13 protein-coding genes are annotated in these 24,859 nt (G+C 62.8%); 4 read left to right on the top strand and 9 right to left on the bottom strand.

Translation table 11 applies throughout. The annotated features are described in order from the left end of the window. The first annotated feature begins 346 nt into the window (after window positions 1-346). The gene (locus LDZ28_RS16250) at window positions 347-1,489 is read left to right on the top strand and encodes a TAXI family TRAP transporter solute-binding subunit (protein WP_244829419.1); all 1,143 of its coding nucleotides are present in this window, start codon (window positions 347-349) and stop codon (window positions 1,487-1,489) included. Window positions 1,490-1,551: 62 nt separating this feature from the next. Here the strand turns inward: LDZ28_RS16250 and LDZ28_RS16245 are convergent, their stop codons facing one another. From LDZ28_RS16245 to LDZ28_RS16235, 3 genes are all read right to left on the bottom strand, one after another. Continuing rightward, entirely contained in the window at window positions 1,552-3,003 is a 1,452-nt protein-coding gene (locus LDZ28_RS16245) for a PLP-dependent aminotransferase family protein (RefSeq protein WP_244829418.1), read from the bottom strand. 77 nt (window positions 3,004-3,080) lie between these two features. After that, a complete protein-coding gene (locus LDZ28_RS16240) occupies window positions 3,081-3,344 on the bottom strand; it encodes a helix-turn-helix domain-containing protein (protein ID WP_244829417.1) in 264 nt (87 codons plus the stop codon). Further along, the gene (locus LDZ28_RS16235) at window positions 3,345-4,802 is read right to left on the bottom strand and encodes a PLP-dependent aminotransferase family protein (RefSeq protein WP_244829416.1); all 1,458 of its coding nucleotides are present in this window, start codon (window positions 4,800-4,802) and stop codon (window positions 3,345-3,347) included. A gap of 142 nt (window positions 4,803-4,944) precedes the next feature. Here LDZ28_RS16235 and LDZ28_RS16230 point away from each other — a divergent pair, with 142 nt between their 5' ends. Next, window positions 4,945-7,266, top strand: a complete 2,322-nt coding sequence (locus tag LDZ28_RS16230; protein WP_244829415.1) for an FdhF/YdeP family oxidoreductase — start codon at window positions 4,945-4,947, stop codon at window positions 7,264-7,266. Between the two features lie 455 nt (window positions 7,267-7,721). Here the strand turns inward: LDZ28_RS16230 and LDZ28_RS16225 are convergent, their stop codons facing one another. The 3 genes from LDZ28_RS16225 to LDZ28_RS16215 are packed head-to-tail and all read right to left on the bottom strand — an operon-like array spanning window position 7,722 to window position 12,916. After that, window positions 7,722-10,457 carry a glucosidase gene (locus LDZ28_RS16225; protein WP_244829414.1) on the bottom strand — a complete coding sequence of 912 codons (2,736 nt, stop codon included), beginning with the start codon at window positions 10,455-10,457 and terminating at the stop codon, window positions 7,722-7,724. Between the two features lie 51 nt (window positions 10,458-10,508). Continuing rightward, entirely contained in the window at window positions 10,509-12,443 is a 1,935-nt protein-coding gene (locus LDZ28_RS16220; RefSeq protein ID WP_244829413.1) for an amylo-alpha-1,6-glucosidase, read from the bottom strand. After that, a complete protein-coding gene (locus tag LDZ28_RS16215; RefSeq protein ID WP_244829412.1) occupies window positions 12,440-12,916 on the bottom strand; it encodes a nuclear transport factor 2 family protein in 477 nt (158 codons plus the stop codon). The genes LDZ28_RS16220 and LDZ28_RS16215 overlap by 4 nt, the downstream gene beginning before the upstream one ends. A gap of 409 nt (window positions 12,917-13,325) precedes the next feature. Here LDZ28_RS16215 and LDZ28_RS16210 point away from each other — a divergent pair, with 409 nt between their 5' ends. Further along, window positions 13,326-14,705 (top strand): hypothetical protein, encoded by a 1,380-nt coding sequence (locus tag LDZ28_RS16210; RefSeq protein WP_244829411.1) that lies wholly within the window; start codon window positions 13,326-13,328, stop codon window positions 14,703-14,705. A gap of 4 nt (window positions 14,706-14,709) precedes the next feature. Here LDZ28_RS16210 and LDZ28_RS16205 read toward each other — a convergent pair whose 3' ends face one another. The 3 genes from LDZ28_RS16205 to uvrA all read right to left on the bottom strand — a co-directional run bounded on the left by LDZ28_RS16205 (window position 14,710) and on the right by uvrA (window position 22,318). Further along, window positions 14,710-15,990 carry a DUF445 domain-containing protein gene (locus tag LDZ28_RS16205; protein ID WP_244829410.1) on the bottom strand — a complete coding sequence of 427 codons (1,281 nt, stop codon included), beginning with the start codon at window positions 15,988-15,990 and terminating at the stop codon, window positions 14,710-14,712. Window positions 15,991-15,996: 6 nt separating this feature from the next. After that, a complete protein-coding gene (locus LDZ28_RS16200) occupies window positions 15,997-16,434 on the bottom strand; it encodes an ACT domain-containing protein (protein ID WP_244829409.1) in 438 nt (145 codons plus the stop codon). Window positions 16,435-16,495: 61 nt separating this feature from the next. Beyond that, window positions 16,496-22,318, bottom strand: a complete 5,823-nt coding sequence (gene uvrA / locus LDZ28_RS16195) for an excinuclease ABC subunit UvrA (protein WP_244829689.1) — start codon at window positions 22,316-22,318, stop codon at window positions 16,496-16,498. A 426-nt stretch (window positions 22,319-22,744) separates the two neighbouring features. Here uvrA and LDZ28_RS16190 point away from each other — a divergent pair, with 426 nt between their 5' ends. Beyond that, the gene (locus LDZ28_RS16190) at window positions 22,745-24,730 is read left to right on the top strand and encodes a glycoside hydrolase family 28 protein (RefSeq protein WP_244829408.1); all 1,986 of its coding nucleotides are present in this window, start codon (window positions 22,745-22,747) and stop codon (window positions 24,728-24,730) included. Window positions 24,731-24,859: the final 129 nt, after the last annotated feature.

The following is a 24,859-nucleotide window of genomic DNA, read 5'->3' as shown; positions in this document are numbered from 1 at the left end:
AGGAGCGAGGTCTCGAATATCAAATCGCTTCTAAAGCGGCGATGTCTCGGGAGACGAGACTCGACGGAAGAGACGACGCACATCGGCGGGTGTGCGAGCAAGAAATAAGCATCCAAAGAACGAAGCAAATCAGGAAAAAAGCATTAACGGAGACAAAGCTTTTTTGGCACAGCAACGTGCCCGGAAAGAACCCGGCATCTCGCGAACGGAAAGAGTCGCCAGAACAAACTGCATCGGCTAAAACTAGCCCGCGCGCAGAAACGCATAACCGATTTCGCACGATGCGACGCTCTCGCATCGCGCGTGTTCCACAGCACCCGTCCAACTCAAGAATCGAGGGTCAATCATGTTCTCCACGAAAATCATGCGGAACGCCGCGCGAGGTGCGCTTGCCCTCCTTGCCGTAATTGGTTTCGCAAGCGTCACGGGGACGAGTTTCGCCGCCGACGCCGTGCCCTACAAAATCACTACCGGGCCGGATCGCGGCACGTATATCCAGATCGGTCAGGACCTGTCCAAGTACGTGGCCGACCCCGCCGGCATGGAACTGGAAGTGCTTTCTTCCAAAGGATCGGCGGAAAACGTGCAGCGCATGCGCTATGAACCCGGCGTGAAATTCGCGCTCGTTCAGTCGGACGTATATCAGGCTTACGTCGATATGGCCGCGTCCGGTAACGCCGATGCCGGCAATATCATCAAGCCGCTGCGCCTCATCATGCCGCTTTACGACGAAGAGATTTACTTCGTCGTGCGTTCGGATTCGCCGCTCAAGTACATCCAGGAAATCAAGGACAAGAACATTAGCGTGGGGCTGCTCGGAAGCGGCACGGCGCAGTCGTCGGCGACGCTGTATCGGCTGATGTTCGGTGAACCTATCGCCGATCAGAACGCGCAGCACTATAGCAACGAGGACGCGCTCGCAAAGCTGATCGTGCGCAAGATCGACGTCGCGGTGATCGTCGCGGGACAGCCTGCCAAGCTCTTTCAGGACATGAACCCGGAACTGCTGCAGCAGATCAAGCTGTTGCGTCTGGACCCGGCCGCGCCTGAAACCGCGCGCGCCAAGCAAACGTATTTCCCGGCGACGATCCGCACATCGAGCTATCCGAACTGGATTCAGGAGGACACGCCAACGCTCACGGTCAAGGCGTTCCTCGTGACGTATGACTATGGTCTGCGCGGCACCGTCGGCGCGATGTCGAAATTCGCCGATTCGCTCTGCACGAACTTCGATACGCTGCAGGCGAGCGGGCATCCGAAGTGGAAACAGGTGCATCTCGAACTGCCGCCGCTGACGAAGGGCTGGAAGTACTATCCGCCGGTTGAAAAGCATTTGCGGTCGTGCATCGCCAAGCGCGCGGCGCTCGCGCAGCAATCGCAAGGCGGCGCGCAGACCGTATCGGCGCGTTCGACGGATGGCGCCGCGCCAAAAATGAAGAAAGCAAGTTGCACCGCGCAGGAGAAGGTGTTGTTGCTGTGCGATCAATGACGTGAACGCACGCGCTGTTGTCTGCATGACGACAGCGCGTCGCGCGATACGCAAACAAGCGCCTACGCCCTCATCCCCGCCATAACCCCCGCCAGCCGCTTCAACCCACGCTCGATAGCCGGGACGCTCGTCCCGCCATATCCAAGCAACACGCCTTGCAAGAGCGGCTTGCCCGCATAAAACGGCGCGATGCCGTACAACCCCACTTGCGCCTCGCGCGCCGCCGCGACCACGCGCGCTTCCTGCCACGGCTCTAAAAGCCGCGCGACCAGATGGATGCCGGCCGTCGATGGCATCGGCTCGAACCAGTGCGCGAGAGCGCCAGTCAGATGCGCGATCAACGCGGCACGGCGTTGCGCATACGCCTTGTGCATGCGGCGCAAATGTTTCGCATATTCGCCATCCAGCATGAAGGCGCCGAGCGCTGTCTGCGTGAGCATGCAGCCGTGCAGATCGCAAACTTGCCGCGCGTTCCAGAGCGGCTCGGAAAGCGTCGCGGGCGGCACCACGTAGCCAATCCGCAAATCCGGAAAAAGCGTCTTCGAGAACGTGCCGACATACGCGACCAACCCTGCATGATCCAGGCTCTTCAGCGACTCGACCGGCCGCCCTTCGAAGCGAAACTCGCCGTCGTAGTCATCCTCGACGATCACCGCGCCGCGTTTGGCTGCCCATTCGAGTAGTTCGATCCGGCGCGCGAGACTCATCGGCATGCCGAGCGGAAACTGATGCGACGGCGTCACGTAGACGAGCCGTGTATTGCGCGGCAACTTGTCCACGACGATCCCGTGCTCATCGACGGGAACGTGCGCAATGCGCGCGTGCAGCGCCGAGAAGATGGCGCGCGCAGGCGGATAACCCGGCTCTTCCATCGCGACGACATCGCCCGGCTGGACCACCACGCGCGCGAGCAGATCGAGCGCCTGCTGTGCGCCTTGCGTCACGAGAACGTCCTGCCAGTTGCACACCACCGCGCGGCTGAACGCCAGATAGCGCGCAATGCCGAGCCGTAGCTCCTGCTCGCCGGCCGGATCGCGATACGACGCCACGCCGCCGCCCGTGCGCGCCTGCGTGCGCAGCGCCTGGTTGACGCAGCGGCGCCAGGCATCGAAGGGGAAAAGCGTCTTGTCGGTCACGCCGCCCTTGAAATCGCAGTCGAGCGTGATGTCGGCGGGCGGCATGGGCATCGACATGCGTTCGGGCATCTTGCGCCAGATGCCGGTGGCGCGGGCGCGCGCCGAGGTCGGCTCGGCGCGGGCGGCGGGCAGACGCGTGAGGCCATCGGCGACGAAGGTCCCATCGCCGGCGCGAGTGCGAAGAAAACCTTCGGCGATCAGGCGATCGAATACATCGAGCGTCGTCTTGCGAGACACGCCGAGCTGCGCGGCGAGATCGCGCGTGGACGGCAGGCGCGCATGAGCGGCAAGCCTCCCTTCGATGATGCCCGCGCGCAACTGGCCGTAGATCTGGCCCGTGAGGTCGTGACGGCCGTGCAGGGTGATGTGGATGTCCAAGGTGAAGCACCGATTGAGCGTGGCTACCTAGGATGAATGGATTTCGATGCTTTCACAAGACCAGCGCCGCGTTCGCCTCACCCTTCCGCCCCAAACACCGCCGCACATAACGTCACCCCTTCGGCGCTCAACCACGCACTTCCCGCGCCCTCTTCCGTGATCGTCATCTCGATCAGCCCCGCATCCGCGAGCCCGGTAAGCTGCCGCCGCAACGCGCTCATCGGCAAATCGGACTGCTTCGCCAACTTCGCAAGCGACCACGGTTTCTCCGGGCTCTCCCGACGCGCGCGCCAGAGTTGCGCCAGAACGGCGACGAGTATGGGATCGATGTCATCGCTCATCTATGTCTCCTTCTCTATGTCGTCTCGTGCCGCGCGCCGATCGATTTCGCCGACGAGTTCGCCCAAACGCTGCAACGCCGCCTCGCTCTGCGCGGTCCACGGATAGCTGTAGTTCAGGCGAATGAAGTGGCTGAAGGCATTGCGCGTCGAGAACATATAGCCCGGCCCGACCGTGATACCGCATTCGAGCGCCGCGCGATAAAGCTGCATCGAATCGACGCGCTCCGGCAATTCGACCCAAAGCACATAACCGCCCTGTGGCGCGGACGTGCGCGTGCCCGCCGGAAAGAAGCGCTCGACCATCGCACGCATGATGCGCGCCTGTTGCTGATAGAGCTTGCGCACGCCGCGCAGATGCCGGTCGTAACCGTCCTGACGAAGATAATCGGCGACGGCGACTTGCGGCACCGAAGGCGTGGTCAGCGTGTTGAGGAACTTGAGCTTCTCGACTTGCGCGCGAAAACGTCCCGGCATCGCCCAGCCGATTCGATACGACGCCGTGAGACTCTTCGAAAACGACGCGCAGTGAAGCACGAGCCCCTTGGTATCGAAACTTTTGAGTGTCGTAGGCCGCGCATCGCCGAAATAGAGCTCGTGATACACGTCGTTTTCGATCACCGGTATCTCGTGCTCGCTCAGCAATTCGACGAGTTGCCGCTTGCGCGCATCCGGCATCAGAAAGCCGAGCGGGTTCTGAAAATTCGGCATCACCATGCAAGCAGCAATCTTTCTTTTGCCGATGATCTGCGCCAGCGCCTCGATGTCGATGCCATCGACGGCATGCGTCGGCACCTCGATCGCGCGCATGCCGAGCCGCTCGATGGCGTGCAGCATCGCGTAATACGTTGGCGACTCGACGGCCACGGTATCGCCCGGCTTCGCGACCGCCTGCAAACTCAGATTGATCGCTTCGGTCGCGCCGACCGTAATCACGATTTCGGCCGGGTCCACGCTCACGCCGTTCTCCGCGTAGCGCCGCGCGATCTGGCGGATGAGCTCGGGGTTGCCGGGCGGCAGATCGTCGATGAGATTCCAGCTCGTGTGCCGCCGCGCGATGGCGTTTGCGTACTGGTTGATGCGCCGCCAGGGGAACGGCTCGGGATCGGGATACGGCGAGCCGAACGGCACGGCGTCGTGCGCGCGGATGCTGCGCAGCGTGGCGAGCACGAGCCGGCTTACGTCCACTTCGGAAGCCACCGCCACGGGACGCGCGCGGCGCTTCGTCTCGTCACGCGGCGTTTCGGCCTTGGGTCTGGCGCGCACGAAATAGCCGGATTGCGGACGCGTTTCCAGCACGCCGCGGCCTTCGAGCAACGCATAGGCATGCAGCACGGTCTTGATGCTCACGCCGTGCTGCTGGCTCGCCTGCCGCACCGACGCAATGCGCTCGCCCGGCGCGAACACGCCACGGCGCACGGCGGCTTCGATCTCATCGGCGAGCTTTTCGTAGAGGGTCACGGCGGCGGTCGTGTCGAAACAAGGAGGGCGTTCAGTCTACCAACTGTATCCCTCCTATTTCACGTTTTCTGTGCGCCGCGCGCCATTTGGGAAACAGTAGGATCGACGTATCGAATCGTCCTGTGCGTCGACACGCCACACCATGAAGAAGCCCGAAGCTCGCATCGAACCGTACACGCACCCCGCCGCAGGCTGGGGCGCGCTCAAACAGGTGGCTATCAATCTCGTCAAGGAGAAGGTCGCGGGCGGCAATTACCGGACGCTCTTCAAGCAGAATCAGCCGGATGGCTTCGACTGCCCTGGTTGCGCGTGGCCGGACCGGGCGCATGCATCGACATTTGAATTCTGCGAAAACGGCGTCAAGGCCGTTGCCGCCGAAGCCACGGCGAAGCGCGTCACGCCCGCGTTCTTCGAGGAGCACACGGTGACTTCGCTGATGGCGCAGTCGGACTACGAACTCGAACAGCATGGCCGCCTGACCGACCCGCTTGTCTACGACGCCAAGCGCGACCGTTATGTGCCGATAGAATGGGACGCGGCGTTCGCGCTAATCGCATCGCACATCAACAAGCTGGACCATCCGGACAAGGCCGCGTTCTACACGTCCGGCCGCGCAAGCAACGAAGCCGCTTTCCTTTATCAGCTCTTCGTGCGGATGGTCGGCACGAACAATTTCCCCGACTGCTCGAACATGTGCCACGAGGCAACGAGCCGTGGCCTGCCGCATACCGTGGGCGTCGGCAAGGGCACGGTGACGCTCGACGACTTCGAACACGCCGACACGCTGCTGCTCTTCGGTCAGAATCCGGCGACCAATCATCCGCGCATGCTCGGCGAGTTGCGCGACTGCGCGAAACGTGGCGCGACCATCGTGTCGATCAATCCGCTGAAAGAACGCGGCCTCGAACGGTTCGCGAGCCCGCAGCACACACTCGACATGCTTTCGCCCAAGGGCGTGAAGATCAGCTCCGTATTCATCCGCCCGAAAGTGGGTGGCGACTTCGCGCTCATCAAGGGCGTGGCGAAACGCGTGATCGAACTCGACGATGCCGCGCTCGCCAATGGCCAGGCCCGCGTGCTCGATGTCGATTTCATCGCGCAACACACGGTTGGCTTCGACAGCTTCGCCGCCGACTTGCGCGCCGAGAACTGGGAGATGATCGTCGCGGAATCGGGCGTGGCCATCGACGAAATCTTGAAGCTCGCCGATATCTACGCGCAAGGCCGCGCCGTCATCTCGACGTGGGGCATGGGCCTCACGCAGCACAAGAATTCAGTGCCGATCGTGCAGTTGCTGTCCAACCTGATGATGATGCGCGGCAATATCGGCCGGCGCGGCGCGGGGCTTTGCCCGGTGCGCGGCCATTCGAACGTGCAGGGAGATCGCACGGTGGGTATCGAGGAAAAGCCGACGCAGGCGTTTCTCGACAAGCTCGGCGCGGCATACGACTTCGAGCCGCCGCGCGAGCACGGTTACGACGTGGTCGAATCCATTCACGCGATGCTCGAAGGCCGCGTGAAGGTGTTCATCGGGCTGGGCGGCAATTTTTCGATCGCCACGCCCGACACGCCGCGCACCTGGGAAGCAATGCGTTCGTGCGACCTCACCGTGCATATCACGACCAAGCTGAATCGCAGCCATCTCGTGCATGGCCGCGACGCGCTCATTCTGCCGACGCTCGGCCGTACCGAGATCGACATGCAGAACGGCGTGGCGCAAGGCGTGAGCGTGGAAGACTCGATGAGCATGGTCCACATCTCGTATGGCATGAACAAGCCCGCTTCGCCGAATCTGCTTTCCGAGGTGGCGATCGTCGCGCGCATGGCGCATGCGACGCTCGGTTCGGGCAAGGTGGACTGGCTTGCGCACGCGAACGACTACGCGCTGATTCGCGACGGCATAGAAAAAGTGGTCGAGGGCTTCGAGCGCTATAACGAGCGGTTGAAGCAACCCGGCGGCTTTCATCTGGGCGTGGCTTCACGCGAGCGCGTCTGGAAGACGCCGAGCGGCAAGGCGCAGTTCATCGTGCACGCCATTGCCGTCGATACGCCGATTCACCGCGCCCGCGCCCTGCATGGCGCGCGCCTGATGACGCTCATGACCACGCGCTCGCACGATCAGTACAACACGACGATCTACGGACTCGACGACCGCTATCGTGGCGTGTACGGACAGCGGCGCGTGCTCTTTGCGAACCGCGAGGATATCGACATGCTCGGCTTCGAACCGGGCGACCTCGTGGATATCACGAGTGTCTGGGATGACGATGTCGTGCGCCAGGTGGACGGCTTCACCCTCGTTGCGTACGACATTCCTCGTGGATGCCTGGGCGCATACTATCCTGAGACCAACCCGCTAGTGCCGTTGTCGTCCACTGCTGATGGTGCCGGGACGCCGACTTCGAAGTCCATTCCCGTGTTGCTGAGTTCCGCGAACGAAATCCGCCAGAGCGCTGCTGCTTGAGATCGAAGTTGATGCCGCACCGGGCCACCGCGTTGTGACGCGCGCGGGCGCGTGCGTTCAGGCGGCGCTCCAGTGCATCGGGACCCGTGCACCAGCGGTGAATGATGGCGCCGAGCGCGCCCAGAATGCCGACGCCCGCCATCCAGCCGAGCGCGATGCTTTGCAGCGTGGCCGACACATAAGCGCCGCCCAGCATGGCCGCCGCGAACACCACCACGACCATTTTGTAGGGCGGACTGTCCTGATTTTCGGTCCGTTGGCGGGTTGCGGCGCCCCATTCGGTCTGATAGCCGCTGACAGAATATCCTTGCGTAGTTTGTTTCATTTTTATCTCCAAACCGTCCTCAAGTTTGCGTTTTCGCAAACTTACGCAGATGGAGACACAAGCGATATACGACTTTTCCTAACTATCAGCCGGATGGCAGAGGTTGACTTTTAGCGACGATGACGGACCGTTACTTGGCGCCGGCAAACTCCTGCACCTCGGCATCGGTTTCGCCGGCGAGCGGCACGACGCCTGACGGTCCCATCGCCAAGGGCTGCAACAGCAACGCAACAAGCCCGCTCCAGCCGGTCTGATGCGATGCGCCCACGCCGCGTCCGTTGTCGCCGTGAAAGTATTCGTGGAACAACACGAGATCGCGCGAACGCGGGTCCGCCTGGAGTTGCGGATACGCCGCCATCACCGGACGTTCGCCGTTCTTGTCGAGCAAGAAGAGCGTGGTCAGACGGCGCGCGAGTTCGTCGGCGATCTGTTTCAGCGAAAACTTTTGTCCCGAGCCGGTCGGATACTCCACGCGGAAATCATCGCCGTAATAGCGATGAAATTCGTGCAGCGACGCGATCAGCAGATAGTTCACCGGCATCCAGATCGGCCCGCGCCAGTTCGAGTTGCCGCCAAACACGCGCGAGTTCGACTCGGCCGGCAGATACTGCACCGAGAAGCTGTCACCGTTGTGATAGAACACGAACGGATTGTCGCGATGCACCCGCGACAGCGCGCGCACGCCGTGGTCGGAGAGAAACTCGCTTTCGTCGAGCATGCGTCTGAGCAGCGCCTTCATGCGATGCCCGCGCAACAGCGACAGCAGCACGCTATTGCCCTGCCCCGCGATATTCCATCGCGACACGAGCCGCGCGAGATCCGGCCGATGTTCGAGGAACCAGTGCAGCCGGTCGCGCAGTCCCGGCAGCGCCTTGTGCACGTTCGGTTCGAGCACGTGCACGGCGAACATGGGAATGAGCCCGACGATGGACCGCACGCGCATCGGTACATTCGAGCCGTCCGGCAGACGCAGCTTGTCGTAGAAGAACTCGTCCTCGCCGTCCCACAAACCCGTGTCGCAGTCGTCCTCGCAGCTCACGGCTTCCGCGATATACAAGAAGTGCTCGAAGAACTTCACCGCGATATCCACGAACACCTTGTTCGCGTAGGCCAGTTCGAGCGCGATACGCATGAGGTCGAGCGCGTACGCGGCCATCCATGCGGTGCCATCGGCCTGATCGATATGACCGCCTGTCGGCAGCGGCGACGAGCGATCGAAGATGCCGACGTTATCCAGCCCGAGAAAGCCGCCCTGGAAGATGTTGCGGTCGTCGGCGTCCTTGCGGTTGACCCACCACGAGAAGTTGAGCAGCAGCTTGTGGAATACGAGTTCCAGGAAGTCGCGGTCGCCTTTGCCGGTGATCGCGCGGTCGATCTCGTAGACGCGCCACGTCGCCCACGCGTGCACGGGCGGATTGGCGTCGCCGAAAGCCCATTCGTAGGCGGGCAGCTGGCCATTCGGATGCTGATAACGGTCCTTCACGAGCAACAGCATCTGGCGCTTGGCGAACTCCGGATCGATCAATGCGAAGGCGGCCGCATGGAACGCGAGATCCCACGACGCGTACCACGGATATTCCCACTTGTCGGGCATCGACACGATGTCCGCGTTGCACAGATGCCGCCACTCCGCATTGCGCCCGCGACGGCGCGATTGCGGCGGCGTAGGCTGCAGCGGATCGCCGTCGAGCCAGCGCGTAACGTCGAATTGGTAATACTGCTTCGACCACAGCATGCCGGCCAGCGCCTGACGTTGCACGAGCCGCTGATCGGCGTCGGTGATGTCGTGCTGCAACGCGCCGTAGAACTCGTCGGCTTCCGCGATACGGCGCGCGAAGAGCGCGTCGGCATCGAGCGGCACGGTGTCGGGCGCGGATTCGGGACGCCAGCGCATGAACACCGTCGCCGTCCCGAATGGCGCGATCTCGAGATGCGCGCGAGCCGTCGCGCGCGTGCCGGTGTCGCGGCGAATCGCGTGTTCGTCCTCGTGGACGATGTAGTCGTTCACGCCATCCTTGAACGGACCCGGGCCCTCCATATTGAAAAGACGCTTGACGTTGGTCTCGTTCTCGCAGAAGAGCCATTCGACATCGGGCGTATCCGGCGACCATGCCGTGAGTACCATCTGTTCGTGTCCGCCGTGTTCCGCCGCGACATAGGTCACGCCGTTCACCGTCTGAAGTTTCAGCGAGGGTTTATCGGACACCTTCTTCCACGACCACGTATTGCGCGCCCACATTTGCGGCATCACGTCGATGGTAGCGGCGCAGTCCGCGCGATTCTCCACTTTCACGCGCATGACGATATCGTCCGCCGTGTGCTTCGCGTATTCCACCTGCACGTCGAAGTAGCGGCCATCGTCGAACACGCCGGTATCGAGCACTTCGTATTCGGGCTTGTCCGCGCCGCGCCGCGCGTTTTCCTCGATGAGATCGGAATAAGGAAACGCCGCATGCGGATACTTGTAGAGCATGCGCATGTACGAGTGCGTCGGCGTGCCGTCGATGTAAAAGTACAGCTCCTTCACATCCTCGCCATGATTGCCCTGCTCGTTGGTGAGCCCGAAAAGCCGTTCCTTGATGATTGGATCGGCGCCGTTCCACAAGGCGAGCGAGACGCACCAGTTGAGCTTGTCGTCGCCGAATCCGGCGATGCCGTCCTCGCCCCAGCGATACGCCCGGCTGCGCGCGTGATCGTGCGGAAAGTAATCCCACGCGGTGCCGTTATCGCTGTAATCCTCGCGCACCGTGCCCCATTGCCGTTCGCTCAGATACGGTCCCCAGCGTTGCCAGCGCGGGCAATCGCTCGAATGCAGACGCGAGCCTTCGACGGTGTCGATCTGATTGACGGCGCGCGATTTCGGCATGGATATTTCTCCTGATGAGCGGCGTTCGATGCCGCGGGCAAGACTCGTAATTTAGCGTGTTTCGGTCAGAAGCTTTTCTATGCGCAGCAATTCGCCGAGCGACCACGCCTGGAACGGTGTGCCGCCAGGCGTATGGGGTGCATCGCCGTCGGCGACTTCGGACAGATGATCGAGACCGTACCGGTCCAGATGCGCTTCGAGCGGCGCAATGAAGCGCTCGCGCGCGCCCGCTGCGCCATGCACACGAATCCACGCCTCGATGAACGGCCCGATGAGCCAGGGCCACACGGTTCCCTGATGATAGGCGCCGTCGCGTTCCAGCACGCCACCCGCATAACGCGGACGATACGCCGGGTCGGCCGGCGCGAGCGTGCGCAAGCCGAGTGGTGTCAGCAGTTGGGTTTCCACTTGCGCGAGCACGGCTTGAGCGATGTCGCCATCGACGAGCGCGAAAGGCAGACCGCCCAGCGCAAAGATCTGATTCGGACGGATCGAACGATCGAGCTTGCCGGCTTCGTGATCGGCATCGACGACATCGTACAGCGCGCGTGTGTCGGGATCGACGAAGCGCGCGAGGAAAGCCGCGAGCGCAGCGTCGCGCGGCGCGGTCCAGCGCGCATTCCACGCGCTTGCTATCGACAGCGCGTTGAACCACAGCGCCTCGACTTCCACCGGTTTGCCGATGCGCGGCGTCACCACCCAGTCGCCCGCCTTCGCGTCCATCCACGTTAGCTGAACGCCCGGGACGCCCGCGCGCAACAGACCGTCCGCGTCCGCCGCGATGCCAAAGCGCGTGCCGCGCGTATAGCCTTCGAGAATGGAATCGACCGCGTGTTGCAGGCGGCTCGCGGTCGCGGCGCTGGCGTGGCCCGTCGCCAGGTAATCGTGCACCGCCACGGCGAACCACAGCGAGGCATCGACCGAGTTGTATTCGGGCATGCCGCCGCCGTCCGGGAAGCGGTTGGGCAGCATGCCGTCCGAGAGCGTATCGGCCCATTCGAGCAGAATCGATTCGGCATCGGCGAAACGGCCCGCCGCGAGCAGAAGACCGCGCATCGAGATGAAGGTGTCGCGGCCCCAGTCGGTGAACCACGGATAGCCCGCGATGACCGTCTTGCCGACGTTGCGATCCACGATATAGGCGTCGGCGGAACGCGCGAGCCGCGAGCCGAACGCGGCGCGCCTTTGGCTCTCTCGCGTGGCGAGTCGGGTGGCAAGCGCTACCGCATTGCCCTCGTGCGCCTGTTCGCGGCCGGTGTCGGCATGAAAGATTAGCACCGCATCGCCGCGTACGAGATCGAAGCTGAAGACGCCGGGTGCGGCGAGGTCTTCGGTGAAATCGAGACCGCGGTCGCGCTCACGCGCATAGCTAAAGTTGCGATACCAGTCCGGCGCGTGCCGATAAGCCCCGTTCGACGTCGCGCCGATAGCCGGCAGATCGGCGTACGGACGCCAATGCACACGCTCCACGTCGACGGTTGCATCGAAGGAAAACGCGCCGTTCTCGTGATGCAGCGCGTGATAGTCGCGGCCCGAAAGAAGCGGCCGTACTTCGAGCGTGGCTTTCGGCACGGGCGTTTCGAGCCGCCAGCGCAGCACCGTCTCGCCGCTGTCCTTCACGACGAACACTTCCGCGCTCGCCACCGTTTCGTCGCCAATACGAAAGCGCCACGTGGGCCACGGCGAGGTATCGAAGGAGAGGAGGCTCGCGGAGATGTCCGGGTAAAGCACGTCGGGCGCGTAGCGTTGCATCGTGAGCGCGTGGCGCTTTCCGTTTACATCGAGCCATGCCTCGACGCCATTCACCAGCACGACGCGCCCGGCGGGCGGCGCGGTGGCGGCGAGCAGCAACGCCTGATAGCGCCGCGTGCGCAACGTGCCGACGGTGCCGGACGCGAAGCCGCCGAAGGCATCCGGTTCGAGCCATTCGTCTTCCAGGCGCGCGGCGTCGAAAGGCGCGTCCCGATTCGCTTCGATACGCGTCATGTCGCCGCCTTGTTCCGATAATCGCTGAGCGCGCGCCGCGCCTTCTTCTGGATCGTCGCGCGCATTCGCGGTGTCCAGCCGAGCAGCAAACCGCTCGCGCCGAGCGCCTGACGGCTCCAGCGCCAGAGATCGAAGGTGTCGATGTGCTCGACGATGAAGCCATCGCGGATAGCAAAGCGCGACTCGATGCGATTGACGACCGGCCGGCCCGTGGCCGAATAGGTATAACGCGCGATGGCGACGGCGCTCGCGGTCTGCCCGATCGAGCGGATTTCATCCACGGTCAGCGAGAAATCCGCCGCGCGGCCGAGCAACATGCGCCACATGTCGCCGACCTCACGGCCGTGCAGCAGGCCGAACGCGGGGTCCTGAAAGCGGACATCGGGCGCGTAACACGCGGCCATCCCCTCGGCGTCGCGCTCCTGAAAGGCGAGGTAGAACCGCTCGATGAGTTCGGTGTTTGAATTGGGCATGAGCTTCCGGAAGGGCCGCTGGCGCGTGCAAGTTCGCATTCTCTCCCGGCTCGCGCAATGCTGCAGCGCTAATTCTTCGCGACTGCGTGCTTTGTTCGGCGTCTTTTAAACGCGATAGATGCGAAAAAGCAGGATTACAGTCGAGTGATATTCAACTTGTCTTCAAATGCATCTGCAAATGATTACCCACCCATGCACACCCCCCGAAAAAAGGCGAAACCATAATTGACGCCGAAAAATTGTTTATCTAAATTCGTGTCACTTCCTACTCTCTTTAGAAACCTTCGTTCTTGCCGATACAGCATCGCAATGAAATTGCGGTGAAGCGTCTACACGCTTATTTAGTTTAGTTTCCCATTTGCGCTTCCAAAAGCCGATCATTCCACAACCGCCCGCTCTCGAGGCAGTCATGCGATTCCGAAAACCAAGAAATGCGCTGATCAATGGGCAGGCCGAGTCCTTTCTCATGGATACCCGAAGCGGCTCGATTATCCGGTCGATCGATAATGCGGATTCTGATTGCGTTACCTACGTGCTTAAAACCCGCGAGAACACACATTATTGCGCGTTATTGAATAAACTCGATCACCCCTACCGAAACGCATTACTGCAGCTTTCAATGGCGCTTGGCTTGCCGGTATCGATCAATGCTAATTGCCAACGATTTATTGACGTTGTTTCCGTAGGCTTGAAACACACGCGGTTATCCGAGACCTCGCTCTTCAAATGGAACCTGCTGAACGACGTCAGGACCGGACTCATCGTGCAGATAGACGATGCCGACAGCCTCGGAACCTTCGGCTATATTCTGCGCTGCCCCGACGGTTCGCATTATTGCGCGCAAATGACGTCCGACGATAACCGCAATCGCCATATGCTGATGCTCATGGCATTCAGATCGGGCTTGCCGGTGACTATTCGCGCCAGCGCGGATTATTACGTCACGGGCGTTTCGATCGGCTCACGGCGCTTCGGTCCGAATCTCGGATGCACGGCCGAGCCGCTCGGCAATACGCCGCGTACAGGTTTCATCGAAGAGATAATCGACACCGAAACCTGCGACACGCTCGGCATCGTTCTAAAAAGCGTGGACGGCGCGCGTTATCACGCTCGTCTGGAACGGCGACCGGACGCTGAAAAACTCGGGTTAATGATAATGGCAGTGGGTGCCGGCCTGCCACTTACCGTATATGGCAATGAGTATCATTATGTCACCGGCCTTTCAATCGGCACTTATCTCGCCGAAGAAACGCCGCCGCTGATCTGTTTCAGTCTCAGGCTGACCGAAACGCGTACCGGCTTTCTCACTCGCATAATCGATTACGACACGCTCGATCGAGTCAATTACCTTTTGCGCGCGTGGGACGGCCGCCAATATTGCGTGCAAATGAACGCGAAGATCTGCCCTCACCGCCACCACATGTTGGTCCGCGCGCTGGCGTGGGGGTTGCCGGTCAGTATCACCGCAGACGTCAATTCCGTCGTAACAGGCGTCGCGGTCGGCCTGCCGCGCGCGGGCAGTCCCAGTTTTCATTGTGGTGACGATCGTCATGCCGGCACGAAAACGGGCAATGTCACACGCCTGATCGATGCCAACTGCGCCGGCGACCAGCCGAGCTACGTGCTCCAGACACCCGACGGCATGGAGTGGCGTGTGCGGACCGCCGCGAACGCCGACGCGAACCGCAACGCGTTGCTGGAAATAGCGCTTACTTCCGGCTTGTCCGTGACCGTCGATGACGCCGGCGGCAGGCGCTCCGCCGGGCGTCTGAGCGTGGAGCGGCGATAAAGCGTCAGGCCGTAAGAACCGTTACCGCATGAATCAGCAGCCCGACTGCGCCGCCCACGAGCGTGCCGTTCACGCGAATGAACTGCAGATCGCGGCCGATATTCAGCTCGACATCGCGCACGAGCGTGGCGTCGTCCCATTGCTTGACGGTCGCGGCGATGTGTTTCGCGATCCCCTCGCGCAACTCCGGCGCAAGCGCTTTCAGCGCGTCGCGCATGTGTTCGTTGATCGAATCGCGCAAGGCCGGATCGCCGCCCAGCGCCTGCGCAAAGCTGCCGGCCACCGCCACGACGCGCCCGTGCAGCGTCGAGTCCGGGCGCTTGAGATCGGCGTCGAGCCAGCCGATGAACTCGTCCCAAAGGCCGCTCACGTAGCCGCGCAACTCCGGCCGCGCGAGCCACTCGCGTTTGTGGTCGTCGATACGCGACTTGAACGCCGGATCGCTCCTCAGACGCTCGATGAAGCGCGCGACGGCTTCGTCGAAAGCCTTGCGACGCTCGTGTTCCGGGTCCTCGCTGACATCGTGCAGCCATTGATTCGCGCCGCGCACGAGACCTGCCGCGAACTTCGCGCCGAGTTCCTCCGCGTTCAGTCCGACGAAACCCAGCATGCCGATGAGCTTCGGATACTCCTCGCCCGCCACGCCGACGATGCGCGCCGCCAGCATCTCCTGCACTTCGGGCTTGTCGAGCCACGCGGCCATCTGCTTCAGGCCTTCGTCGAGCAGCAACTGATGACGGCAATCTTCCGTCAGCGTCGACAGTACTTCGCCCGCCGCGCCCGCGAGATCGAATTGCTCGGCGCGGCGGCGGATGGCTTCGTGAAGCATCGACTTGACGCGCTCGTCGTCGATCAGGGACAGCAACTGACCGACCGCCGTCACTGCCTTGTTGCCGAGCAGCGCGGCGTTCTTGGGCTCGGCGAGCCAGAGCGACAGGCGGCTTGCCGGGTCGAAGGCGTTGACGCGCGCGACGAGCGCATCGGTGCCGAGAAAGCGGTCGCGCACGAATGCGGCGAGGTTGTCCGCCACCCGCGCCTTGTTCGCGGGAAGGATGGCGGTATGCGGAATCGGTACGCCGAGCGGATGCCGGAACAGCGCGACGACCGCGAACCAGTCCGCGAGCGCGCCGACCATCGCGGCTTCCGCGAACGACGAGACCCACGCCCACGCGCCGGCATCGTGCTGACTTTTGGCGAGCGCGAAAAGCGCGCCCGCCGCGACGAGCAGCGCGGCTGCGAACCACTTCATGCGCTTGAGCGCGACGGCTTTATCCTGCGTATCCATGCTGTGCTATCGAGTTGGCGGGTTTGACGAGGGCGCAAGCTTATCAGCACTTCGCTGCAAGGCTAAGAGGGTTTCGATTGCGCGCCCGGCATGGTCCACCGGCACGAAGATGTGATCGTGATAAGCCGCCGCAAGCACATTGCAACTGATGCCCGCGTCGCCGAGCGCACGCGCGAACGCAGCCGTCAGCCCGACCGCGGCGAGGTCCGAATGCACCGTGAGCGTGATCCACGCGGCGCGAAACAACGGCGCGATGTTCGCCGCTTGCGCCGCCGCTTCCTCCATCACGACGGTCATGCCTTCGCGTTCACGGAACGTGGCGACGATGCCCGCGCCGCTCACCACCGCATCTTGCGGCAGGGACGCGAACACATAGACGCCGGGCTGAAGCTCGGGACGCATTGAAGCGAGCAGCGTGTTTAGATCCGAAATGGCTTGAGACATGATTGCTCCACCCAATGCGACGGCGCGGGCTTGACTGCAAGCCCGCGCCAGATCGCGATTTTCAGGCCGCGTCTTCCGTCGCGCGCGTTCGACCAAGCACGGGCCGCAGCGCCGTTCCGGTGTGACTGCGCGGATGGCTCGCCAGCGTTTCCGGGTCCGCCGCCGCGACGATCGTGCCGCCGTTCACGCCGCCTTCGGGTCCGAGATCGAGCACCCAGTCCGCTTCGGCGATCACATCGAGATCGTGCTCGATGACGATCACGCTATGCCCGCCATCCACCAGCCGATGCAGCACGCGAATCAGCTTGGCGACATCGGCCATATGCAGACCGACCGTCGGTTCGTCGAGCACGTAGAGCGTGTGCGGCGGCTTCTGGCCACGCCGCGTGATGTCGTCGCGCACCTTCGACAACTCGGTGACGAGTTTGATGCGCTGCGCCTCGCCGCCCGAGAGCGTCGGCGACGGCTGTCCGAGCGTGAGATAACCGAGGCCCACGTCCTTCATCAACTGCAACGGATGCGCGATGCTGTTCATCGACGCGAAGAACTCCACGGCTTCGTCGATCTCCATGGTCAGCACTTCGCCGATATTCTTGCCGCGCCAAGTCACCGCAAGCGTCTCCGGATTGAAGCGCTGGCCGTGGCAAACATCGCACGGCACCTTTACGTCCGGCAAGAAGCTCATGGCGATAGTGCGCACGCCCTGGCCTTCGCACGCCGGGCAGCGTCCGTCGCCGGTGTTGAACGAGAAACGCGATGGCGTGTAGCCGCGCGCGCGGGCTTCGAGCGTATCGGCGAAAAGCTTGCGGATGGTGTCCCACATGCCGATATACGTAGCCGGACACGAACGCGGCGTCTTGCCGATGGGCGTCTGATCCACTTCCAGCACGCGATCGATCGACTCGAAGCCGGTCACGCCCGCGCAGCCTTGCCACGCGTGCACGACATCGAACTTGGGGCGCGGCGCTTCGCGTGCGAGCACGGAAGCGCGCGACTTCGCGGGCGCATCGGTCTGCACGGCGCGGCGCGCGCGCCGCACGGCGGGCGACGAAAGCACCGAGCGGCCGACGGCATCGAGCAGGTTAGTCATCAACACGTCGCGTGCGAGCGTGGACTTGCCCGAACCGGAAACGCCCGTGATGGCGACCAGACGATTGAGCGGCACGCTCGCCGTCACGTTGCGCAGATTGTGCAGCGTCGCCTTTTCGACCGTGAGCCATTGCTCGGGCACGGCGGGCCGCTTGCCCGCGGCCGCGCGCACTTCCCGACGCGGCTGCAACGGATGCACGATCGGGTTCGCGAGCATCTGACCCGTGAGCGAGTCCTTGTGCGCGGCGAGGTCCGACACCGTGCCCTGCGCCACCACCGTGCCGCCGCGCTTGCCCGCGCCCGGCCCGATATCGATGATGTGATCCGCGCGGCGAATGGTGTCCTCGTCGTGCTCGACGACGACGAGCGTATTGCCCTTGTCGTTGAGCTTCTTGAGCGCGGACAGCAGGATCAGATTGTCACGCGGATGCAGTCCGATGGTCGGTTCATCGAGCACGTAACACACGCCTTGCAGGTTGCTGCCAAGCTGCGCCGCGAGCCGGATGCGCTGCGCTTCGCCGCCCGACAGCGTGGGCGCGGCGCGATCCAAACTCAGATAACCGAGGCCCACTTCCTCGAGAAATTGCAGACGCCCTTCGATCTCGCTGATGACATCGCGCGCAATGTCCGCATCGCGGCCTTGCAGCTTGAGCGCCGCGATCCATTCGCGCGTGTCCGTCACGGTCCAGCGACCGACCTCCGTGATCGGATAGTTGCCGAACGTGACGGCGCGCGCCACGTCGTTCAGACGCGTGCCTTCGCACTCGGGACACGGTTGATCGACGATATCGTCCGGTTCCTGATCCACCGAACCGATGCTCTGTTCGCGGCCGCGATCGTCCTGCGCGAAGACTGTATCGTCGAATGCGGCGCGCTGTTCGCGCGTGAGTTTCACGCCCGTGCCCACGCATGTGTTGCACCAACCGTGCTTGCTGTTGTAGGAGAACATGCGCGGATCGAGTTCGGGGTAACTCGTGCCGCAAGTGGGACATGCGCGCTTGGTCGAGAACACGATGGTCTCTTCCTTGCCGCGCTTCTTGCCATTGGACAACGCGCCGTGCAGATCGTCGAGCGGCGCGCACAAATGCATCACGCCCTTGCCGAGTTCGAGCGCATCGTCCAGCAGGCGGCGCAGTTCCGCTTCGTTATCCGCCGATACCACGAGGTCCGCCACGGGCAGTTCGATCGTATGTTCGCGGAAACGATCGAGCTTCGGCCACGGATCGACGGAGAGGAATTCGCCATCCACACGCAGATGCGAGTTGCCGCGCGCCTTCGCCCATTTCGCGAGATCGGTGTAGACACCCTTGCGATTCACGACGAGCGGCGCGAGCAGGCCGACGTGCTGACCCTTGTAGTCGCGCAAAATCTGCGCGGCTATCGACTCCGAACTTTGCGCCTGCACCGGCGTGCCGTCGTTGACGCAGTGCTGTATGCCGAGCTTCACATAGAGCAGCCGAAGGAAGTGCCAGACTTCCGACGTGGTCGCGACCGTGCTCTTGCGGCCGCCGCGCGAGAGACGCTGTTCGATTGCCACGGTAGGCGGAATGCCATAGACCGCATCGACTTCCGGCCGGCCAGCGGGCTGCACGATGGAACGCGCATACGCATTGAGCGATTCGAGATAACGACGCTGACCTTCGTGGAAAAGAATGTCGAAGGCGAGCGTCGATTTGCCCGAGCCCGACACGCCCGTGACCACGTTGAACTTGTTATGCGGGATATCGACATCGAGCGACTTCAGGTTGTGTTCGCGCGCATTCACGATACGCACCACGTCCTCGCCCTGCAGAGCACGGCGCGCGCTCGCCACTTCCGCGGCCAGTTGCAGCGGCACGCCCGCGCGCTTGTCGGCGGCGCCGGGCGCCATCGCTTCTTCATAATCGACGAGCGCGCGGCCCGTGTGCGAATGCTCGCACGCGGCCACTTCATCCGGCGTGCCGACGCATACCACCTGACCGCCGCCGTCGCCACCTTCCGGACCGAGATCGATGATCCAGTCGGCCGCGCGAATCACGTCGAGATTGTGTTCGATGACGATCAAAGAATGCCCGCGTTCGAGCAAACGGCCGAGCGCACGCATGAGCTTGGCGATGTCGTCGAAATGCAGGCCCGTGGTGGGCTCGTCGAACATGAAGAGGCGGCCGTGCTTCGCTTCGCTCTTGCTCGCAGGCGACGCGGTTTCCGCCAGAAAACCCGCGAGTTTCAGGCGCTGCGCTTCGCCGCCCGAAAGCGTGGGCACCGGCTGACCGAGCTTCACGTATTCGAGGCCGACATCGACGATAGGCTGCAACACGCGCAATACTTCCGCATCATTCGCAAAGAGCTCGACGGCTTCGCTCACCGTGAGTTCGAGCACGTCCGCCACGCTCAGATGGCGGCCGCCGCGCTCGATCTTCACATCGAGGATTTCCGCGCGATAACGCCTGCCGTCGCAATCGGGACACCGCAGATAGACGTCGCTCAGAAACTGCATCTCGACGTGTTCGAAGCCCGAGCCACCGCAAGTCGGGCAGCGGCCATCGCCGGAATTGAAGCTGAACATGCTTGCGCTATAGCCGCGCTGTGCGGCAAGCGGCGCTTTCGCAAAGAGCTTGCGCAACTCGTCGAACGCGCCGACGTAACTCGCCGGATTCGAGCGCGCCGTGCGGCCGATAGGCGATTGATCGACGAAGACCACATCGCTCAGTTGCTCCGCGCCCTTCAACGCGCGAAATGCGCCCGGCGTCTCGGTCGCCTTGCCGAAGTGACGCATGAGCGCGGGCGCGAGCACGTCCTGAATCAAGGTCGATTTGCCCGAACCCGATACGCCTGTCACGCAGACGAGGCGTTGCAACGGAATCTCGACCGTCACGTCTTGCAGGTTGTGATCGCTCGCGCCTTCGAGCACGAGACGCGGCGTCTTCGCGTCGGTCGCGCGACGATTCCAGTTCGACGCGTGCGCCACTTGCTTGCGGCCGCCGAGATAGGCGCCGGTGAGCGTGTCGCTCGACTCGACATCGCCCGGCGTGCCGTCATAGACGATCTGCCCGCCGCGTTCACCCGGCCCCGGACCCATGTCGATGAGACGATCCGCCGCAAGCATCACCGATGGATCGTGCTCCACGACGACGAGCGTATTGCCCGCATCGCGCAGACGATGCATGGCCTCGACGATGCGGTTCAAATCGCGCGGATGCAGCCCGATGCTCGGTTCATCCAGCACGAAAAGCGTATTGACGAGCGAAGTGCCGAGCGCGGTCGTCAGATTGATACGCTGCACTTCGCCGCCCGACAGCGTGCGGCTCTGCCGGTCCAGCGTGAGATAGCCGAGCCCGACATCGCACAGATACTTCAGACGCGTGCGCACCTCGGCGTGCAAGAGCTTGAGTGCTTCATCGAGCAAGGTCGAGGGCAGCGTGAGCGAATCGAAGAAGCGGCGGATGCGCTCTATCGGCATCAGCATGAGATCGTGCACGGTGAGACCGGGCAGCGCTTCGAGCTGCTCGCGTGTCCAGTCGACGCCCTTCGGCATGAAGCGACTGGCCGGCGCGAGCACGGCATCGGCCTGCTCCTTCGTGCCGAGACGCCACAGCATGGATTCGGTCTTCAGACGCGCGCCGTCGCATGTCGGGCACGTCGTATAGCTGCGGTACTTCGAGAGCAGCACGCGGATATGCATCTTGTACGCCTTCGACTCCAGATAGTCGAAGAAGCGCTGCACGCCGTACCACTGGTTCTGCCACTTGCCGGTCCAGTCGGGCGATCCGTGGATGACCCAGTCGCGTTCCTTCTGCGTGAGTTCGTTCCATGGCACGCCGAGACGAATGCCCGCCTTCGCGCCATAGCGCACGAGATCGTCCTGATTTTCTTTCCACGCGGGCGTTTGCAGCGTCTTGACCGCGCCCTCGCGCAGCGTCTTCTTTTCATCGGGAATGACGAGGCCGAAATCCACGCCGATCACGCGGCCGAAACCACGGCACGCTTCGCACGCGCCGTAGGCCGAATTGAACGAGAACAGCGCGGGCTGCGGATCCGCGTAACGCAGGTCGCTTTCGGGGCTATGCAGACCGGTCGAGAAGCGCCAGATTTCCGGCTCGCCTTCGTCCTTCAGCATGTAGACATTCACGCGACCGGTGCCGCGCAAGAGCGCGCTTTCGATCGCTTCGAGCGCGCGCGAGCGTTCGGTGTTGTGCAGGCGAAAACGGTCCGCGACGACGTCGAGCAACTGGCGCTTGCCGCTTTCGGTTTCGATGTGACGTTTCGCCTGAACGCGCGTATAGCCGCTCGCGGAAAGCCATTGGGCAACTTCGTCATCGCTTGCGCTGTCCGGCAATTCGACCGGGAACGTGATCGCGAGACGCGGGTCGTCCGTGCGCGTGCGCTCGAGCAGTTCGGCGTAAATGGTTTCCGGCGTGTCGTGACGCACGCGCAGCGCGGACTTCTTGTCGAACAGTTCGGCGGCGCGGGCGTAGAACAGTTTCAGGTGATCGTTCAGTTCGGTCATCGTGCCGACGGTCGAGCGCGAGCTGCGCACCGGGTTCGTCTGGTCGATGGCGATAGCGGGCGGCACGCCATCCACGCGATCCACCTGCGGCCGGTCCATGCGATCGAGAAACTGCCGGGCGTAGGCGCTGAAGGTTTCGACATAGCGCCGCTGGCCTTCGGCATAAAGCGTGTCGAACACGAGACTCGATTTACCCGAACCGGACGGGCCGGTGACGACCGTCATCTGGCCGGTGTGCAGGTCGAGATCGAGATTCTTGAGATTGTGTTGCCGAGCGCCGCGGATGCGGATTGCGTTGTTCGATGCCAATTTTTCAACCGGTTCAATGAGTTGGACGGCTGTCACGAGCCGCTTGCAGCGGCGCGTCGATTGCTGGATACGCGCCTATTGCAGCGAACAGCACTGTACACGCATACAGTATTCGCTGCCAAACGTCGCGGAAGTGTCAGCCGGGGTGTTGGGTAGTGTCGCAAGGTTCTCGCCCGGCGCTCTTCGGAAATATCGGGCCGCTGTTCGGTTGCGTTCGGCCTGCAAGCTATGCGGGAAAGTCCCAACCCGACGCTGCCTGACTTTACTTGACCAATGCCTGACAACTTCGATATCGTAAGTCAGGAAAACGATTTCCCGAAGCTTCGTCTCGATCCATTTGCTGCAACGCAAGCATCCGGTTAACCGTTGTACGAAGACTTCACCGAATCCACAAAACCGGCCCCGACCGGATCCAGGAGACAACAAATGAAATCCCCAAAACCGTCAGCAGGTTCACTATCACGACGTTCTTTCGTCAAACTCGCGGGCGTCTCGGCAAGCGCCCCACTTTTCGGCGGAATCAGCGCAATGAGCCTTCTTAGCGCCTGCGGCGGTCATGACGATTCGGCCCCGGCCACCGTGCAAGACGCGATCTGGGGGCCGTCCGGCTCCGCCACGCAAATCGTCAATGCGCTCAAGGGTGTATCGACGTCGATGGTGCCGAGCCGTCAGTTCCTCGTCACCGATTACGGCGCGAAGCCATGCGCTGTCGTGGCGGCGGCGAATCCTTATACGGATGCCACGAAGTCGCCCCTGAGCAGCGGCGCCGATCAGACGCAAGCGCCCGGCTCGTTCGATTCGCGTCCCGCCTTCTTCGCGGCAATCGCGGCGTGCAGCGCGGCGGGCGGCGGACGCGTCGTCGTGCCAGCGGGCAACTGGTATTGCGCGGGGCCGATCGTGCTGCAATCGAACGTCGACTTTCATCTGAGCGCGAACTGCGAAATCTTCTTCAGCCCGAACCCGGCCGATTACGCGAAAGACGGCCCGATCGACTGCGGCCCGAACGGCAAGTTGTTTTACAGCCGCTGGCAGGCAAACGATTGCCTCAACTACGGCCCGCCCGTCTATGCGCGCAATCAGACCAACGTCGCGCTCACGGGCGAAGGCGATACGTCCGTGCTCAATGGCCAGGCAATGACGCCCTTTGCCGGCAGCGGCAACACCGCGACGAGCTGGTGGACGTGGAAGGGCAATAACGGCGTGTATGGCTGCGTCAGTTCGTCGACGCCGTCACAAGCGTCGAGCAACTCGAAGAACGTCGATCTCAAAACCGCCGCGCCCGGCATCTCCGATGCGCTCTACGCCGAACTCACCAACCCCGCCACGCCGTGGCAGCAGGACCAGAACTATCTGCCCGCGCTGTCCGAGGCGGGTGTCGCTATCGAGAAGCGCATCTTCGGTCTCGGGCATTATCTGCGGCCTTGCATGGTGGAATTCATCGGTTGCACGAACGTGTTGATGGAGAGCTACCGCACCATCAATACGCCGTTCTGGCAGCATCATCCGACCGACTGCAAGAACGTGGTGATGCGCAGCGTGACGGTGGACAGCATCGGTCCGAACAACGATGGCTTCGACCCCGACGCCTGCGACATGGTCCTGTGCGAAAGCGTCGTGTTCAACACGGGCGACGACTGCATCGCCATCAAGTCGGGCAAGGATCTCGACACGCAATACGGCCCGGCGCAAAACCACGTCATTCAAAACTGCACGATGAACAGCGGCCACGGCGGCATCACGCTAGGCAGCGAAATGGGCGGCGGCGTGCAGAAAATCTATGCGCGCAATCTGCAGATGCTCAACAAGTTCTGGGCGACCAACTCGCTGAACATTGCGATTCGCGTGAAGACGAACATGAATCGCGGCGGCTTCGTGAAAGACTTCTACGTCGATAACGTGACCTTGCCCAACGGCGTCAGCCTCACCCCGTCCGGTTACGGCAGCAGCCTGCTCGCGGGCAGTCCGATCAACGCGACCGTGCCGCTCGGCGTGGCGACGGCCAGCGCGGCGAATCCATCGGCGGCGCAGGGCGGCATCATCACCTTCGATTGCGATTATCAGCCGTCGAAAGACGCCATCCGCACGCGTCCCGCTCTCGTGCAGAATGTGAACATTTCCAACGTGAAGGCGAGCAACGTCACGGCGAACGGCGCGACGGGATCGTGTTTTCAGGCGATCGTCGCGCAAGGACCGGTCGCGTTCGATTACAACGGCCCCGCGCCGGTGCCGGCCATTCCGGCCATCACCGGGGTGACCATCACCGATTGCGATTTCGGCACGCCCGTTGCGGCCGGACCGGCGACGGCGGCAACGCCCGGGCCGATCTATGCGTACAACGTGCATGACATCGTGTTGAAGAACACGGTGATCGCGGGGCAGACGTTGAATCAGACGGTGAGTGACGCGCGGTAAGAAGCTTTGGGCTGCGGGCTTTCGAGTCCGCAGCCGCTTGCCGTTACGTGCCCATTCGCGGCATGTTGAAATGCGCGCCCGCTTTCATCTGGTACGACGATGCTGTTCGACGGCATGAATAAGGCTGCG

This window comes from Caballeronia sp. TF1N1 (assembly GCF_022878925.1).
GTDB lineage: Bacteria > Pseudomonadota > Gammaproteobacteria > Burkholderiales > Burkholderiaceae > Caballeronia.
This window is presented reverse-complemented; position numbering and strand designations above follow the sequence as displayed.